At 43.4% G+C, this 17,995-nt stretch carries 16 protein-coding genes; 11 read left to right on the top strand and 5 right to left on the bottom strand.

Annotated elements, in window-relative coordinates; genetic code table 11:
* Positions 1 to 8 precede the first annotated feature (8 nt).
* The 11 genes from ACH5Y9_RS06475 to ACH5Y9_RS06425 all read left to right on the top strand — a co-directional run bounded on the left by ACH5Y9_RS06475 (position 9) and on the right by ACH5Y9_RS06425 (position 12,248).
* On the top strand, positions 9 to 470 hold the full coding sequence (locus tag ACH5Y9_RS06475; protein WP_445368982.1) for an amine oxidase: 462 nt from the start codon (positions 9 to 11) through the stop codon (positions 468 to 470).
* Between the two features lie 26 nt (positions 471 to 496).
* A complete protein-coding gene (locus tag ACH5Y9_RS06470) occupies positions 497 to 1,117 on the top strand; it encodes a glutathione S-transferase family protein (RefSeq protein ID WP_445368981.1) in 621 nt (206 codons plus the stop codon).
* Positions 1,118 to 1,326: 209 nt separating this feature from the next.
* Positions 1,327 to 2,130: a spermine/spermidine synthase domain-containing protein gene (locus ACH5Y9_RS06465; RefSeq protein WP_445368980.1), complete on the top strand. Its 804-nt coding sequence runs from the start codon at positions 1,327 to 1,329 to the stop codon at positions 2,128 to 2,130.
* Complete coding sequence (locus ACH5Y9_RS06460; protein WP_445368979.1) at positions 2,127 to 4,208, top strand: YgiQ family radical SAM protein; 2,082 nt, start codon at positions 2,127 to 2,129, stop codon at positions 4,206 to 4,208. The genes ACH5Y9_RS06465 and ACH5Y9_RS06460 overlap by 4 nt, the downstream gene beginning before the upstream one ends.
* A 96-nt stretch (positions 4,209 to 4,304) precedes the next feature.
* A complete protein-coding gene (locus tag ACH5Y9_RS06455) occupies positions 4,305 to 5,417 on the top strand; it encodes a DegT/DnrJ/EryC1/StrS family aminotransferase (RefSeq protein ID WP_445368978.1) in 1,113 nt (370 codons plus the stop codon).
* Positions 5,414 to 6,136, top strand: a complete 723-nt coding sequence (locus ACH5Y9_RS06450; protein ID WP_445368977.1) for a WbqC family protein — start codon at positions 5,414 to 5,416, stop codon at positions 6,134 to 6,136. Before ACH5Y9_RS06455 ends, ACH5Y9_RS06450 begins: the two co-directional genes overlap by 4 nt.
* Entirely contained in the window at positions 6,133 to 6,813 is a 681-nt protein-coding gene (locus tag ACH5Y9_RS06445; RefSeq protein ID WP_445368976.1) for a formyltransferase family protein, read from the top strand. The genes ACH5Y9_RS06450 and ACH5Y9_RS06445 overlap by 4 nt, the downstream gene beginning before the upstream one ends.
* 187 nt (positions 6,814 to 7,000) lie before the next feature.
* A complete protein-coding gene (locus ACH5Y9_RS06440) occupies positions 7,001 to 8,470 on the top strand; it encodes a lipopolysaccharide biosynthesis protein (protein WP_445368975.1) in 1,470 nt (489 codons plus the stop codon).
* Positions 8,460 to 9,353: a hypothetical protein gene (locus tag ACH5Y9_RS06435; RefSeq protein WP_026604458.1), complete on the top strand. Its 894-nt coding sequence runs from the start codon at positions 8,460 to 8,462 to the stop codon at positions 9,351 to 9,353. The genes ACH5Y9_RS06440 and ACH5Y9_RS06435 overlap by 11 nt, the downstream gene beginning before the upstream one ends.
* 271 nt (positions 9,354 to 9,624) lie before the next feature.
* Positions 9,625 to 10,785 (top strand): glycosyltransferase family 1 protein, encoded by a 1,161-nt coding sequence (locus ACH5Y9_RS06430; RefSeq protein WP_026604457.1) that lies wholly within the window; start codon positions 9,625 to 9,627, stop codon positions 10,783 to 10,785.
* 572 nt (positions 10,786 to 11,357) lie between these two features.
* Complete coding sequence (locus ACH5Y9_RS06425) at positions 11,358 to 12,248, top strand: methyltransferase domain-containing protein (RefSeq protein ID WP_445368974.1); 891 nt, start codon at positions 11,358 to 11,360, stop codon at positions 12,246 to 12,248.
* A 44-nt stretch (positions 12,249 to 12,292) separates the two neighbouring features.
* On the opposite strand, the gene ACH5Y9_RS06420 is transcribed toward ACH5Y9_RS06425, so the two are convergent.
* From ACH5Y9_RS06420 to ACH5Y9_RS06400, 5 genes are all read right to left on the bottom strand, one after another.
* The gene (locus tag ACH5Y9_RS06420) at positions 12,293 to 13,255 is read right to left on the bottom strand and encodes a glycosyltransferase family 2 protein (protein ID WP_445368973.1); all 963 of its coding nucleotides are present in this window, start codon (positions 13,253 to 13,255) and stop codon (positions 12,293 to 12,295) included.
* A complete protein-coding gene (locus ACH5Y9_RS06415) occupies positions 13,252 to 14,493 on the bottom strand; it encodes a glycosyltransferase family 4 protein (RefSeq protein WP_445368972.1) in 1,242 nt (413 codons plus the stop codon). The genes ACH5Y9_RS06420 and ACH5Y9_RS06415 overlap by 4 nt, the downstream gene beginning before the upstream one ends.
* Before the next feature lie 14 nt (positions 14,494 to 14,507).
* On the bottom strand, positions 14,508 to 15,635 hold the full coding sequence (locus ACH5Y9_RS06410; RefSeq protein WP_026604452.1) for a sodium ion-translocating decarboxylase subunit beta: 1,128 nt from the start codon (positions 15,633 to 15,635) through the stop codon (positions 14,508 to 14,510).
* Between the two features lie 144 nt (positions 15,636 to 15,779).
* A complete protein-coding gene (oadA, locus tag ACH5Y9_RS06405) occupies positions 15,780 to 17,585 on the bottom strand; it encodes a sodium-extruding oxaloacetate decarboxylase subunit alpha (protein WP_445368971.1) in 1,806 nt (601 codons plus the stop codon).
* A 53-nt stretch (positions 17,586 to 17,638) separates the two neighbouring features.
* Positions 17,639 to 17,878 carry an OadG family protein gene (locus ACH5Y9_RS06400; protein WP_445368970.1) on the bottom strand — a complete coding sequence of 80 codons (240 nt, stop codon included), beginning with the start codon at positions 17,876 to 17,878 and terminating at the stop codon, positions 17,639 to 17,641.
* Positions 17,879 to 17,995: the final 117 nt, after the last annotated feature.

Below are 17,995 nucleotides of genomic sequence, written 5' to 3'. Positions count from 1 at the left end.
ACTTTGTCATGAACAATCCAACGCTTAACGCTAAAAGCATCGGCGAATTTAGCCGATTTATAATCGAGCAGAAAGCCAATATGAAGAAGCAATACGATCAATTATTGGCCCATGACCTATCGCATCAACAATGGGACGGCTGTTTTCAACGCAATGTACTGATCGTCTTGGAAAAAACCTATCAAGACGCCCTGGCTAAATTGCAGACCTTACCGTTCGATCACGCCGGCAGCACGGTCAATCAGGGCTTGGCGGATCTTACCAAATCTGTATTGACGGTATTCGACGGCTTCATCGACGAATTTCTGTTGATCGTTGTGGATAAACATCGCACTTCCTGCGCCTTATCCAATTTCCCCGATGAACACAAACCCGATCAGGTTTACCTGAGCGCGGTGCGTAGCGATATCGCCTTACTGTGGCGGAACTTTGCCTTGGACATTAATGCTTACTTTCTGGACTGCCGTTAAGCAAAACTTTTCCGACAGGATAATTTATGAAACTCTACATGACACCCGGCTCCTGCACCACCGGAATCCATATTTTACTGGAAGAGCTGGATCTGGTTTTTGAAGCTCATCTGGTAAATTTAATGGCTGGCGATCAGCATCAAACCGATTATCTGGCACTTAACCCTAAAGCCACCATTCCCACCCTGGTCCGAAATGACGGTACCGCCTTGACCGAATTCCAAGCCATCGCCTACTGGCTGGCACGCAGTTATCCCAAAGCCAAACTGTTGCCGGGCGACGCGGATGGCGACGCAAAAGCTATCGAGTTGATGGACTATGCGGTCGGTACGCTTCATGGCCAGGGCTTTGCGAGAATTTTTACCACGGAGAAATTCACGCCTAATCCTGCCGATCACGAGGCGGTTAAAGCGCAAGGACTGGATATTGTTAATAAAGGTTTTGCAATATTGAAGGAACAGCTACCTGCCGAAGGCTACGCTTTGGGTGCATTCAGCATCGCCGATGCTGCGTTGTTTTACGTGGAGTTTTGGGCGGATAAAACCGGCGTAACCCTGCCGGACAACTGCTTGAAACACTATCGTTTGATGCTGTCGCGGCCGATTGTTAAACGGGTACTGAGGGAGGAAGGTTATCGCGTGGAGTGACTTTTATCGCCGCACTATCTGTTGTTGCCTTCTCCTGTCCGGAGATTCGCGATGTGAAGCCATTCACACTCATATCCATCAATCACCCGAGTTAAGCCAATATCCCTTCACATTTACAAGGTGACTAAATCGTCATCAGCACACTATTCACAAGACAAGCGCTGGATTTTCAAGGAAAATAGCGTCATCTTTACCATTCGCTACAGCGCATGTACAAATATGAAGGCCTGGTGGTACACCAAAGCCACGACGACGAAGGCGTCATAGAAATCGTTGATAAGGAAGGGGTGAGGGCCTTGCACTTTGGCTCGCATGCCCGGCAAAGCAGCATGCTGCTGATGGAACCCGACCGGCTACATTCGTTGTATGCCAGGGCAATGATGGCCGGCCTGCTGTTCCACGACACTCCTAACGAAATCCTGATGATAGGTTTGGGCGGTGGCACTATCGCCAAATTCATGCTGCGCCAGTTTGCCGATTGCCGGCTCAAGGTCGTGGAATTTCGTAGCAGTGTGTTAAAAGTCGCACGCAGCCATTTTGGCCTGCCATTCGATCCGCGCCTGAAAATCAAGATTGGCTGCGGCGCGCAACATGTACGCCAAGCCAGCCAGGTGCAGAGCGAACAGCACGACTTGATCGTCATAGACGCTTACGACCACGACGGCATGGCCCCGGAAGTGAGTAGCGAAACTTTCTTCGACAACTGCCGAACCTTACTGACCAAGAACGGTCTGCTGGTGATCAATTTATGGGGCACTGATAAGGACATGTTCCAGCAAGTGGCCTGGAACCTGGGCCGCGTGTTTGAAAGGCGCATGCTGTTTTTGCCGGTACGCAATCGCGGTAATGTGATCGGCTTTGCCTTCGGTGAAGCCATGGCAAAGCCAGGCATCAAACAATTGATCGACAAGGCTAAGCGGCTGGAACAGATGTATCAACTGGAGTTCCCCACCTATCTGCTGGACTTAAAACGCCACAACCCCAACGTCTTCAACCGGATTATAAAATCGTGATACACAACGCTCCCAACATCTTCGGCTACAAAAAATACTGGGCGCACCGCTTCGGTCCGGCGCCGGAATTACCGATGAGCCGCGCAGAAATGGAAGCGCTGGGCTGGGACGCCTGCGACGTCATCTTGGTGACCGGCGATGCCTATGTCGATCATCCCAGTTTTGGTATGGCCGTAATTGGCCGAGTGTTGGAAGCGCAGGGCTTCCGGGTCGGCATCATCTCGCAACCGGACTGGCACAGCGCCGAGGACTTTAGACGACTGGGCCAACCCAAACTGTTTTTTGGGGTGACCGGCGGCAACATGGATTCGATGGTCAATCGCTATACTTCGGATAAGAAAATCCGCTCCAACGACGCTTATACCGCCGATGGGGCGGCCGGCAAACGCCCGGACCGCGCCGTGAATGTTTATGCCCACCGCTGCCGCGAAGCCTATAAAAACGTACCTATCGTGATCGGCGGTATCGAAGCCAGTTTACGCCGTATCGCCCATTACGATTATTGGTCGGACAAAGTGCGTAAATCCATCTTGCTGGATTCCAAAGCCGATTTACTGGTCTACGGCAACGCCGAACGGCAAGTGGTGGAAATTGCCCAACGCTTGGCAAAAGGCGAAACCATTGCCGACCTGAAAGGTATCCGCGGCACCGTGCATTTTGTGAAGCAGGTGCCGCAGGGCTGGATGGAGAAAGACTCCACCGACATCGATAAGCCGGGTGCGGTGATTTCGCACGTCAATCCCTATCAGGAAATGCCGGCATGTGACGATAAGCCTGAACTTGCCGCAGATGAAAAGGTTATCCAATTCAAACCCATCGCCAACAAGCAGCGCACGCAAACAGTGATCCGCTTGCCGGATTACGAAGCAGTAAAAGACGATCCGATTCTGTACGCTCACGCTTCGCGAGTGATGCACGGCGAAACCAACCCCGGCAACGCCCGCGCCTTGATTCAACGCCACGGCAACCGCGAGGTGTGGATCAATCCCCCACCATTACCCCTCACCACACCGGAAATGGATGGCGTCTTCGACCTGCCCTACTCCCGGCTACCGCATACGCAATACGGCAAAGCGAATATCCCCGCCTTTGAAATGATCCAGCATTCCGTGCTGATCATGCGCGGTTGCTTCGGCGGTTGCAGCTTTTGTTCGATTACCGAACATGAAGGCCGCATCATCCAAAACCGTTCGGAAGATTCGATCATTCGCGAGATTGAAGCCATCCGCGATACTTCGCCGAATTTTACCGGACATATTTCCGACCTGGGCGGACCGACCGCCAATATGTGGCGCCTAGCCTGCAAAGACCCGGCCATTGAAGCATCCTGCCGCAAACCGTCTTGCGTCTACCCAGGCATTTGTCACAATCTGAATACCGATCAAACACCGCTTGTCAAACTTTACCGACGCGCCCGCAAGCTACCCGGCATTAAAAAAATCTTCATTGCATCGGGCTTGCGCTACGACATCGCCGTGGAAACGCCAGAATATGTCAAGGAACTGGTGACCCACCATGTGGGCGGCTACCTGAAAATTGCCCCGGAACACACCGAGCAAGGCCCGCTGTCGAAAATGATGAAACCCGGCATGGGCACCTACGACCGCTTCAAGCAGATGTTTGATAAGTATTCGAAGGAAGCGGGTAAGGAGCAGTATCTAATCCCCTACTTCATCGCCGCCCACCCAGGCACCGAAGACAAAGATATGCTGAACTTGGCACTATGGCTGAAACGCAACGGCTTCCGCGCCGACCAGGTCCAAGCCTTTTTGCCCTCACCTATGTCCATCGCCACTGCCATGTATCACTCCGGCAAAGACACCTTGCATAAAGTAGCTCGCAACAGCCCTGAAATAGCGATTCCAAAGACCATTAAGCAGCGGCGCTTGCACAAGGCATTTTTGCGCTATCACGATCCGAAAAACTGGCCGTTGCTGCGGGAGGCCTTGAAAGATATGGGGCGCGCGGATTTGATTGGTAATGGTAAGCAGCATTTGGTACCGAGTTTTCAGCCGAAAACTGATGTTATACCGTTCAAAAACGAATCTAGAACAAAGCAGTTTAGAACGAAGCGCTGATCGTATTAAATTTAGACTCTGCTTAGGCTATGAGAATGGTTAGTACATGACTACACTTGGAAGCATGTTTTTACGATCCAATTGAAAAGGTCACATGTGAACAATCAAATATATGTAACACAACCGTCATTACCACCCCTTGATGAATTTATTCCATACTTACAACAAATTTGGGACAGTAAAATACTGACCAATGGCGGGCCTTTTCATCAACAATTTGAACAAGCACTTTGCGATTATTTAGGCATTAAATATATTTCATTATTCGCTAATGGCACTATAGCTCTAGTTACCGCATTGCAATCGTTACGTATTACTGGAGAGGTTATCACAACGCCGTATTCGTTCGTGGCAACCTCGCACTCCCTACTATGGAATGGAATAAAGCCGGTATTTGTTGACATTGCTCCCGATACACTTAATCTCGATCCTACAAAAATAGAGTCGGCAATCACTCCGCAAACAACAGCGATAATGCCAGTACATTGCTACGGCCACCCTTGCGACGTCGATGCTATTCAAAATATTGCCGACAATTACAACCTCAAGGTTATCTATGATGCTGCTCACGCTTTCGGAGTAAAAGATAATGGAGGTAGCATTCTAAGACATGGCGACTTATCTGTGCTGAGTTTCCATGCCACCAAAGTATTTAATACTTTTGAAGGCGGAGCTATCGTCTGTCCAGATGCAAAAACCAAACAGCGTATCGATCACCTCAAAAATTTTGGCTTCGTAGATGAAGTGACTGTAGTTGCGCCAGGTATTAATGGCAAAATGAGTGAGTTTAATGCTGCTCTTGGACTTTTACAGCTCAAAAGTATTGATCAAGCATTAAATAAACGTAAAGCTCTTGACGCTCGTTACCGAAAAGGATTGGCATTTATAAAAGGTATATATTGCTTATCGAATTCCCAAGAAAAAACAGCCAACTATGCCTATTTCCCTATTCTAGTGAGCTCAGAGTATCGGCTTAGCCGTGATGAGTTGTTCCAAAAACTAAGAAACAAAGGCGTTTATGCTCGCCGCTACTTCCATCCGCTAATTAGCGAATTTCCAATGTATAGAGGCTTATCCTCTGCTAATCAATCAAATTTGCCAATTGCAAGCAAAGTTGCAACTGAAGTAATTTGTTTACCAATTTATCCAGATTTGCACCACGATCAGATTGATTTTATTCTCGAAGTAATCACCAAGGAAAATGAATGAAAAGCTTGGCCGTCATGCAGCCATATTTTTTTCCCTATATTGGCTATTGGCAGCTGATGCATGCAGTAGATCGCTTTGTTATCTATGACGATGTAAATTACATTACTCGAGGATGGATCAATCGTAATCGCCTATTAATTAACGGAAAACCTAATTATATTACAGTGCCTTTAAATAGGGCGTCGCAAAATAAACATATTTGCGAAATACAGATGCTATCATCAAACTGGCGAAATAAAATATTGAAATCTATTGAGATAACCTATAGAAAGTCTCCATTTTATTGGGAAGTATTCCCAATAATAGACAGAATAATTTGCTATAAAACAGATAGCCTATCAGATTATCTGCGAAACCAACTAGAAACACTTGCGTCTTTTTTATCAATTAAAACTGAATTTCGATTGTCTAGTTTATCCCATAAAAACAGTGCATTATCAGGCCAAGAGCGAATCTTAGATATATGCAAGCGCGAAGGCGTCACAACTTATATTAACCTGCAAGGTGGTCAAGATTTATATGATATTAAAGCCTTTCGCGCTGCAGATATTGACCTACGAATTATTGTGATGAAACCTTTCACTTACAAACAGAGATCAATAGGCTTTACTCCCTCTCTTTCCATCATTGATGTACTGATGGAGGTTGGACCAGTTGATACTAAAAACCACTTAAATGCTGTCCATTTAATATCTAACGAAAAAAAAATATTGCAATGATAAATATTGTTATTATTTCCTCCACCAATGGAGGGGTTCTTAGCAACCTTTTGGAAAACACTTATTTTAGAGAACGCATCAGACATGTCGTCTCAGATCGCAGATGTGGGGCTATTGAAATAGCAAAGAATTTTGGTATACCAACAAAGGTTTTTGAATCAAAAAGTGCAAGTAATTTTTCTAACTCTTTGTTAGAAGAATATAAATCAAATCAACCTGACCTATATATATCTTTTTATACTAAGCTTTTTAAAGGTGAATTTCTATCAGCCTCAAGAAACAGGCTAATTAATCTCCACCCATCGATTCTACCAGCATGCCGAGGACTAGACGGCTTTGGTGACACAATAAAATCAGGATCAAAGTTTATTGGCGCAACGATTCATTTTGTTAATGAAGGGATAGACACAGGTTATCCTTTGATTCAATCGGCAACGCCATTTAATCCAGAAAAAAGCATTGCAGAAAATAGACACCGTATCTTCATTCAGCAATGTAAAATGTTATTGCAAGTATTGAGGTGGTGGGAGGAGAATCGCATACAATTTAGTGACGAAGGGTATCCAAAAATAATTAATTGCTCTTATCACGTTGGAGAATTTTCACCAAATCTAGATTTCGATGAGGCCATGAAATTCGATGCAATAATACCGAACACTCTAGCTCAAACAACCTAAATTCAAAGTCATATTAACCCAATACCACCAGCACATCCGACTTCTAATTAACTTTACTGTGATCATTAAATGCAACAAAAATCAGAATAAGATGAGATGACTTGCTCTAAAGTGCTAGTCTAAATAGAACAGGTAACTATCGTAACGCAGCCAATAAATATATAATTAAAAACATATCCAACCAAACTTGAGCTTAAAAGAATTGCAAAATTTAGAATCAAAAGGGATAAAAGCATTTCTTTGGGATTTCTCGGGAAAAACCATCAGACAAATAATTGGATTTATTACATCAATTATCCTCACACGCACATTAGAACCAAAGGATTTTGGCTTAATAGCACTAGTTATAGTAATTATTGGCATAACAAATATATTTAACGATTTCGGGCTGAGCAGTGCACTTATTCAGAAAAGAAAAACACTACAAATACATTATTCTTCTGTTTTCTATTTTAATATAACAATAGGTCTATTACTAACATCGGTAACATTTTTATCGGCCAACTTGATTGGGTTATTTTACGCTAATGAAACGCTAACTCCAATAACGAAAGCAATGTCCCTATTATTCATTATAAATGCTTTTGGTAACGTTAGCACAATAAGACTTCGCAAAGAATTAAGCTTTTCAGCACTAACAAAATCCAACTTATTAGCTACTTTACTAAGTGGCAGTCTGGGCATAACGCTAGCCTTACATAACGTAGGCGTATGGAGCCTAGTAGCCCAAGCGTTATCAATGGCATTCTTTTACAATATTATTATTTGGAAGGTCGCCAAATGGACACCTATTTTGAACTTTTCGTGGAAAGCACTTACTCAATTATGGGGTTTCGGCTTTAGGATGTTTTTATCGGCAATAATTGCTTCAATATTTGAAAGAATAGATATACTAGCCATTGGAAAGATAGTTACATCGGCGACACTAGGTTACTTTGAACGCGCCAAGTCTCTAAATGCCATGTTAGTTCAATACTCATCCGGGAGCCTCATAGAAATATTGTTTCCAGCTTTAAGTAAAATTCAAAACGATTTGCCAAAGTTTCAAGGTATCATTCTAAAAATGATCGGAATAACTAGTTTTTTTTCATTTTTTTTCACCGGAAGCTTATTCTTAATTTCAGATGAAATAATAATTATACTGCTCTCAGAAAAATGGTCACCGTCTATTGAATTCTTTAAATTATTTGTCATAACTGGATATAGTTATCCTATTAGCGCTATTTTGGTAAGTGCCTTGAGTTGTCGTGGTAATTCAAGATCATTCCTTCGCCTAGAAATATATAAGGCGGCAATATTAAGCATAAACATTGCCACTCTATACCTTTCGGGAGTTCAAGCATACCTATACTGCATGATCATAAACTCTCTATCCATGCTTCTATTAAATATTTTATTTACATCCAATGAAATAAGAGTTCCTTATATGAGCATTGCGAAACCAATTATAATCCAAATGCTAATTTCAATTATATCTGTGGCATTTGCTATATTTTCGTCAAGAATAATTACAGAAAACCTCACACATTTTTTTATAATCAAGCTATTGATTTTTACCATTCTATATCTTTCCGCCAACAGCTCAATTAAAACTGACGCTTATATATATTTAAAAAAATTGTTATTCATGTTAAAAATACACGAGAATGAAAAATAGATTCATTATTTACTCACCTGAATTTAATGAAAACATAGGAGGTTCCATTGCATTACACCGACTTTGCCATTTTCTAAATCTGGAGGGCGAGACTGCGTTAATATGGCCTTTTGACAAGCCGGAGTGGATATATCCACAGCCGATAAAAAGTATTTGCGCATTATGGCATAGCCTAAAATACGGCAGACTAGAATATAAGATATCCCGAAACCTTATTACGCCAATAGCAAATTACTCCGATTTAAAAGACGCTATTATAATTTACCCAGAAATAATTGGCGGAAACCCCCTGTTTGCAAAAAAAATTGTCCGCTGGTTTTTACACAAACCAGGCTTTCATACCGGAACAGTAGATTATCTCGAAAACGAGTTGTATTTTTTTTATCAACAAGCGTTCAATGACAAAAATCTTAATAAAGATGGAGATAATTTATTGCAAATAATTTTCTTACGCAACGACATTTATTACCAAAGTAATTTTGGGGAAAGAAAAGGTACCTGTTACATCCTGAGAAAAGGTCGTGGCAAAAAAATAGTACATGACCTCACTAATTCAATATTAATTGACGACTTGCCGCACAAGGAAATCGCAGATATTTTCAACTCCGTTGAAATGTGTATTTCGTATGATTTGCATACCATGTATTCTGAGTATGCTGCGTTATGTGGATGCACAAGCATTGTTATTCCCGAAGAGGGATTAAGCAAAGACCGATGGAGATCAGAGGAAAGCAAACGTTATGGCATTGCATACGGATTTGATGACATCGATTACGCAAAAAATACCAGACAGCATCTATTGCCAACCCTCATAGAACAAGAAAACATTTCAAGAAGAATGGTGAAAGACTTTATAATCAAATGTAAAAAACACTTCAAATGAATCTCTGATTAATTAGCTGTATCGAATTTAAGCGCCAGTCAACTCAATGATTTGCGCATCAACCAAAGGCTCCCAAAGAAAACTAATAAATCACAGCAGTTTTTATTTATAAAATCATGATTGACGCATAAATACTCAAAACTTGGCTCCCTCCATACTACTATAACAACTCGATATATCATACATAAAGAGCTTTATTGTTGAAACTAAGTTTTTGGATAGTTTTTCCATTTGAAATAATTGGTAACATTTAAGAAATATGCATCGCCAAATGAAAGAAATTCAATTAAAAAAAGCCGTAACAGTATCTGTCTATTCAAAAGGTTGCACAACGGATGCATGCTCTGTTATCAGACTTCTTTATCCTATATCATCACTTAACTGGAATATCATTTGGAATACTAGAAAAAATTGCCTAAAGAAAAACTTTGACATCAACCCAACTAAAAATGCAGATTTAATCATTATTCAACGAGATTTTCCAAGCAAAAAAACCGCAGAGCTATTATTATATTTATTAAACATAGGGATTCCCGTTGTTTACGATTTAGATGATTTACTTCTCGATAATCAACCGGAACACCCTCGTATTTTTTATTTTAAGACAGTTTCACCATATATTAAATGGCTAATAAAAGAAGCTGACTTAACTACTGTTTCAACAGCACCATTAAAAAATGAATTAACTCCATACACTGACCGACCCATTCATGTAATAAAAAACCTCGTAAACTATAACTTATTCCTCAGCAAAGCAAGCCCGCACCACGATAAGTTTAATATACTGGTATCAGGAACAGCCACACACCAAGAAGACTGGGCGATCATAAAGGAACCTGTTTTCGAAATATTAAAAAAATATAAGGATCGAGTTAATGTAGTTTTCTTCGGGGATGCCCCAAAGGCCTTTCGTAACCATCCATCAGTTAGAAGCATCGACTTCAAACCAAACTACAAAGACTATGCTTCTTGTCTTAAGGAATTGGATATACATATTGCGTTAGTACCACTAAAAGACACAAAGTTTAATCAATGTAAAAGCAATATTAAATGGCTCGAATATTCTGCCGCTGGCATTCTCGGAATTTATAGCGACATTACACCATATTGCTCATGTATTAATAACGGCCTAAATGGTATTCTAGTGGAAAACAACCCTAAATCTTGGTTTTTAGCAATTGAGAATATCCTTCTTGGCAAGATAAAAACAACTACAATGATAGAACATGCACAAGAGGAAGTTTTCTATAAATATTCAATTGACAATTCTATAGACATATATTCACACCCCTTTCAAACTATTTTAAATATTGCCCCCCCCCTAAAAAGATCACCCTCTCCGCCACCCGCGCGTGCTTTTTTGACTATTTATTATAATCTAATTGATAAAGTACTAATATTATATAAGATATTCTCTAAAATAAAAAATTAGCACCTAAAAATAATTCTGCTAAAATCCAACAGGATTACCCATAGGCCTCAGCCAACTTGAGCAATCACCCAGGCATAACAGGTGAAGTACTGCCCCTCCTCCAAGCAAATCCTATAATAAGTCATGACTAGCCAACAAAACGACCTTTTAGATTCCATTTTTGAACGCTGCGGCCAACGCTTTGATCTATTCAGTTAATCCGTTTCTGGCTATATCAACTGGGGAATTGTCCGTCAGCTTTTGAACCAGGCCCACACCAAGCTATATAAATCGTCAGCAGAGTGAACACGCAGGGATCTCTTTCTAACAAACATTCAAATCGCTTATTGTTTGGCGACCTCCACCCTCTCTGGGCACCGAACGACTTAACCGAAACAATATTTACGAATTTAATCTCCAATACACTAGTATCATGACTAATCTTGGCCAAATGACAACTACTGAACGTCATCCCCCATGCAACACAAGCTATCGTTTTACAAGAAGTATAACTAGGCATCAATTCCTTGGTTAAAATCAACGTTACGTCCAGGCATTGACGATTTTTAAATCTTTAGAGATATTCCCTAAATATGATTAAAAAAGCTAAAGCTATTTTACTTAAAAAAGGATTTTTTGGATTAGCAAGATCCATCTATCTTTATTTTCTTAATATATCACTATATCAAGCCAAGTGCTTTCCAGAATTACGGCATTCGTTTAAAGGTAAAATAGGCATAGAAATTGGGGGACCGAGCTCAGTATTTATGAAAAAAGAAGTTTTCCCAGTTTATTCTGTTGCATCTCGAATTGATAATTGCAATTATATGAACGAGACGACTTGGGAAGGTACTATTGAAAACGGACAAACATTTTATTTTAATCCCAAGAAAAAGCCAGGCTGGCAATTCTTTTTTGAAGCAACCAACTTGACGAATATTGCATCGAATTCTTATGATTTTCTATTATCATCACACATGCTCGAACATTCCGCAAACCCAATTCTAGCATTATCTGAGTGGATCAGAATATTGAAAGATAATAGCTTATTAGTAGTATTGCTTCCGCACAAAGATGGCACTTTCGATCATCGCCGACCGGTGACCACAATGGAACATCTTATTTCTGACTTTATGGCGAATACTGGAGAAGATGACCTTACACATATGCCAGAAATTCTTGCATTACATGACTTAGAGCGTGACCAGCAAGCTGGCGACATAGACTGCTTTAAGGCCCGTTCTGAACGAAACTTTGAGAATCGCTGTTTTCATCACCATGTTTTTGACACCCATCTTGCCGTTAAACTCATTGACTACATGCAATTAAAGATTATAGCGGCTGAAGCTATTGAACCGTTACATATTTTGGTTGTAGCTCAAAAAACTAGTCAAGGCGATTTAATTGACAATTCTGCGTTCACTTCCGACTCAGCCCATTACTTTAAAAACAGCCCATTTAAAACTGACCATTCAATAAATTGAGCATGCTATTAAGCAGTAAATTTATAGGGCATACTAAAAATTACTCATAAATCGTGCGTATTATCAAAAAAACGAGAGTTTTTTTTCAGTCCATCCCTAATCCCAGTCAATATATATTTTGCTTGCATTTTTCCATTTCCATCAAAAATACAAAAATATAAAAATGTAAATATAATTTTCAATGAAGCATTAAGAATCCAAGAAAATGGCACATGTTCAAACTTCCATAGCCAAATGGCGTTTCTTACTATTGTATAGTGTCTTTCCGGGGACCTATGCGGCATATTGCGCCAACCGAAAAACCAATAACGACATACTTTATCACCCATATAATGTATCAGATGGCTTTTGCTACATAAACCGTAGCATTTAAATCCTAAATATCTAACCCTCATATACCACTCTGTTTCCACGTGGTCTATAAAAAAATCTTCATAAAAAGAGCCGATAGTTTCCCAGTGCCTTAAAAAAATAAGACTACCCGACGAATTAAGAAATTCACATTTAATTAGATTTCCTAAATTAGTTTCACACCCAATTTTTTTCCAAACACCCCATTTAAGCAAAGCAAACTTGGCATAACTATTTGATCTAGGGTCGTACAAGCGTGGACCAACCGCCGCTGTTTGCGGCTCAGTCTTCGAAAGCAGATTTGCTGTGCCTAGCATTTCCTCAAGCAAACCATCCTGTGGGATACTATCCTGATCTAACAAAAGCGCGTATTTATGACTATCCTTTATCGCTTGATCGACCCCAATATTTAAGGCTTTGGCAATACCGCAGTTTGTTTCCAAACAAATCAACCTAATCCGATCAGAGTGCTGTTTAGCCAATTCCCTTACATAACCAGTCGACTCATTGGAATACCAATTATCTACAATATATATAGATACATGCGACTTCAACAATTGTGAAATCACCGAATAAAATATATTTCTATCTGGATTGTATGTGACTATTACGCAAGCTATCTCAGCTTTGACACTTTCCTTAACTTCAAAACTCATTTGTCTCGTATCGAATTTGACTCTCTGTATAAATTAACGAATTTACTAGAGATTGTTAGCCAATCGTAATCTTGTGCAGCTTTGCATGCCTTTATGCTCAAGGTCTCTCGGAAATTTTTATCGTTAAGTAGTTTTTCAATGGCGGCGGCAATTTCAATAGGTTTGCCTGGATTTACCAACAGCCCAGTTTCTCCATGAGCTATGACAGAGCTAATTCCGCCGACATTAGTTGTAATGATCGGTAAACCGCTCGCCATCGCTTCCAATAACATTACCCCTTGACCTTCAGTATCGCCTTGGATATCGATAATGGACGGTGCAATGAACATATCGGCAGCAGCGTAGTACCCAGGCAACTGCTGGTTCGGAATACGCCCCAAAAAACGAATCGAATTTACGTGTTGAATGTTCCTCGCCAAGCTTTCGAGTTTTTTACGCTCATATCCGTCACCGATAATCCACAATTCAGTTTGTTTTCGTAATATCTCTGGTAGCAAGACATAGGCTCTCAGTAAATCGGCTACACCCTTTTTTTCCACTAAACGTCCGACAAACAACAGCACTAGTTTTTTCGGGCCCTTTCCCATTAGCGTTCTTTCGCAATCTGCGCCTGCAAATTTCTTGCAGTCAATGCCCATCGGAATTATCTGTGGTTTGGGTAGATCAGAACCTACAGCAGCGGAAGTTGCACTAGTATTGCTGGTCCATGCCGAGCAATTTTTGATGGTCCAATTTTTTATAACTCTGACAAAAACCCCCTTCAATCCAAAGGCATCACCGCCGTGGGCAGTAACCAACACCGGGATTCTGAGCAGCTTGCCTAGAAATACCGCCACTGTGCCTTGCGGAAAAATCCAGTGGGCGTGTATCAACGACGGCCGCTGGACAACCATAATCCAGGCCGCAGTCACAGTCATGGACATAATGAAAAAAGGCACCTGCAAAAACAGGCATGGCGCCGCCCGCAAGTTGGGTAAAATCCCCGAACCGTAGGCTAACATTTGTAGCTTACGCGGCCAAAAATAGCGAAAATGCTGGCAGACTATACCGTCAGGTTGCGTAGTGGCTTGGACTTCCGGATGATCAGGGGAAAGGATATGAAGACTAACTTTCTGGTTGGCCAGGGCTTCCGCTAAATAGCGCAAGAAAACCGAAGCACTGTCGTCTTTACTGCGAGGATAACTTGATGTCAGCCAAAGTACCTTGATAGGCTTATCCTTGGCTGACTGAGCACTCATACAGAGTCTTAGTGTTAACGCACCAAACTCAACAACACGCCCGCGGCCACGGCGGAACCGATCACACCCGCTACGTTGGGTCCCATGGCGTGCATTAACAAAAAGTTATGCGGGTTGCTTTCCAAGCCTATTTTATTGGCTACCCTGGCTGCCATCGGCACGGCGGAAACACCGGCAGCGCCAATTAAAGGATTAATCGGCGTACTGCTGAAACGATTCATAATTTTTGCCATTATTACGCCACTGGCGGTACCGATAGAAAAAGCGACTGCGCCCAGGCCTAAAATACCCAGTGTCTCCATTTTTAAAAACGCCTCGGCGCTCAGCTTGGAGCCAACCGACAAACCCAGAAAGATCGTGACGATATTGATCAATTCGTTCTGCGCGGTTTTGCTCAACCTGTCCACCACGCCGCTGGCATTCATCAGATTACCCAAGCAAAACATGCCGACCAGCGGTGCCGCCGACGGCAGCAACATAGCGGTCAAAACCAGCAGCATTAATGGAAAAACGATTTTCTCCGCCTTGCTGACTACTCTGAGCTGCTGCATTTCTATCCGCCGTTCTTGCTCGCTAGTCAATGCGCGCATGATGGGCGGTTGAATCAAGGGCACCAATGCCATGTAAGAGTAAGCCGCCACGGCAATCGCCCCCAACAATTCAGGGGCCAATTTGGACGCTACATAGATCGCTGTCGGGCCGTCGGCACCGCCGATGATGGCAATGGCTGCGGCTTGCTTAAGCGTGAAATCCATGCCCGGAACCGCATTTAACGCCAGAGCGCCGAATAGAGTCGCAAAAATACCGAATTGCGCAGCGGCGCCCAAAAACAGGGTTTTGGGATTGGCAAGCATCGGTCCGAAATCGGTCATCGCTCCGACACCCATAAAAATCAGCAGCGGGAATATGCCGGCCTTGATACCGCCATACATATAGTAGAGGATACCGCCCTCGTCTATCATGCCGGCAACCGGGATATTACTCAGCACCGCACCAAAGCCTATGGGTAATAACAGTAAAGGCTCAAAGCCTTTCTTGATAGCCAGATACAACAATAAAAAACCCACCGCCATCATAATTACTTGCGGCCCGGTAACGTTATAAATACCCGTGCTTTCCCACAACAGTCTAAGATTTTCCATGGAGTATGTATTAAATCGGTTGTTTGATCAGAATCACTGATACCCGCGCCAGCCAGCAGCGTGGCGCGAATAGCTGATCAGAGGATTACTTAGATCTCGGTCCCAAGCTATAAGACCAAGACTACTTTTTAACGATAAGAATTATTACAAGGTGACCAATACGTCGCCGACCGCTACAGAATCGCCCTGACGGACGTTTACCGCGCTGACGATACCGGCGACTTTGGCGCGGATCTCGGTTTCCATTTTCATCGCTTCCATAATCAAAACCACATCGCCCTCGGAGAGGTGGGAGCCGACATTGACATTGACTTTGAGCACCACCCCGGCCAGTGGCGATTCCACAAAGCCACTGCCGCTAACGATAGGCGCGGTCGCTGCCAACATGGGGCCGCTGTCCAAAACGGACTGCACTGTAACCGGTTTGACGACTAAGTCGGCACCGCCCGGCGCCACGGCTACGTGATAGTTTTTTCCATCGACATTAACGGTGTAAGTCTCAGCGACGCCGGATTTCTGGGCAACTGCCGGCAACGGCGCTGCCGCGCTCTCTATCCCCGGCACTGGTTCAAAAGCCGCCGGGTTACCGCGGTTTTGAATGAACTTCCAGCCAATTTGTGCAAACAAGCCATCGATAAGAGCATCTTCTTCAACACTATCTGCCAGCTTCACACCTTCTGCCTCGGCTTTGGCTTTTACTTCGGCAACCAGTTTGTCCATCTCGGCTTCCAGTAAATCCGCCGGTCGGCACGTAATCGGCTCAGCGCCATTCAAAACGCGGGCCTGTAAATCTTTATCAACTGGTGCTGGGGTAGCGCCGTATTCGCCTTTCAGTACGCCTGCCGTTTCTTTACTGATAGTTTTATAACGCTCGCCGGCCAGTACGTTCAACACCGCCTGGGTGCCGACAATTTGCGAAGTGGGCGTCACCAGCGGGATATAACCCAGGTCTTTACGCACCAACGGAATTTCCTGCATCACCGCATCGAAACGATCAGCGGCGCCCTGCTCGCGCAATTGACTTTCCATGTTGGTGAGCATGCCGCCCGGCACTTGCGAGACCAAAATCCGGCCATCGACGCCTTTCAAGCTGCCTTCGAATTGCGCATATTTTTTGCGCACTTCACGGAAATAAGCGGCGATTTTTTCCAGTTTGATTAAATCCAAACCGGTTTCGCGCTTTTGGCCGGCCATGGCCGCCACGATTGTTTCGGTGGGGCTGTGGCCGTAGGTCATACTCAGCGACGAGATCGCCGTATCGAGATTATCTACACCTGCTTCGATGGCCTTGATATACGTACCCACACTCAAACCCGTGGTGGCATGGCATTGCATATGAATCGGAATCGCCACAGCTTTTTTCAGCTTGCTGATCAGCTCATAAGCATCGTAAGGCGTCAGCAATCCGGCCATGTCTTTGATGCAGATAGAATGCGCCCCCATGTCCTCGATTTGCTTGCCTTGCTCGACCCATTTCTTGATCGTGTGCACCGGGCTGGTGGTGTACGAAATGGTACCTTGAGCATGGGCATCGGTATGTAGCACGGCTTTAATCGCACGTTCGATATTACGCATATCGTTCATCGCATCGAAAATCCGAAATACGTCTATACCGTTGACCACGCAACGCTCGACAAATTTATCGACCACATCGTCGGCATAGTGCCGGTAACCCAAAATATTTTGGCCGCGGAACAGCATTTGCTGGGGCGTGTTGGGCATGGCTTTTTTCAACAAACGCAAACGCTCCCAAGGATCTTCGCCCAAATAGCGAATACAGGCATCAAAGGTTGCGCCTCCCCAGGATTCGATAGACCAGTAACCGATTTGATCAAGCTGCTCGCAAATCGGCAGCATGTCTTCGATACGTAGCCGGGTCGCCAGAATTGACTGATGGGCGTCGCGTAGAACCACCTCAGTAATTCCTAGGGGCTTATTTACCTTTTCCACTCTTTTCTCCTAATGACGTTTTTGGGCCGAGTACTGCTACCTTGTGGGTATGATTATCCGTGCTTGTGTTTTTTGCGGTATTGATGAACAGCGGCGGTGATAGCGGCAATAACTGCCTTATCATTTCCTGCCACGAGAGGTTGGTCTGAAAACTTAGCAGGTATTTCCGGAAAATAGCGGCGAACCACCTTGGACATCACGTTTATAGCTACTATCAACATGGCCAAAAATGCGTAGACCATACCCATGCCTATCAGCATCAGCTCAATCCCTGAAGACAGCATTTCGTTCATGTGTTTCGTCCAAATGATTAAAAACTGAGTTCATTATCGCCAAAACCGCCGGATTAAACAATCCTGAGCGGGGCGAAGGGTTTAATTGCCTTAGCCAGTGTAAGGCAAAACAGGATT

It is taken from the genome of Methylomonas sp. BW4-1 (assembly GCF_052474385.1).
This window is presented reverse-complemented; position numbering and strand designations above follow the sequence as displayed.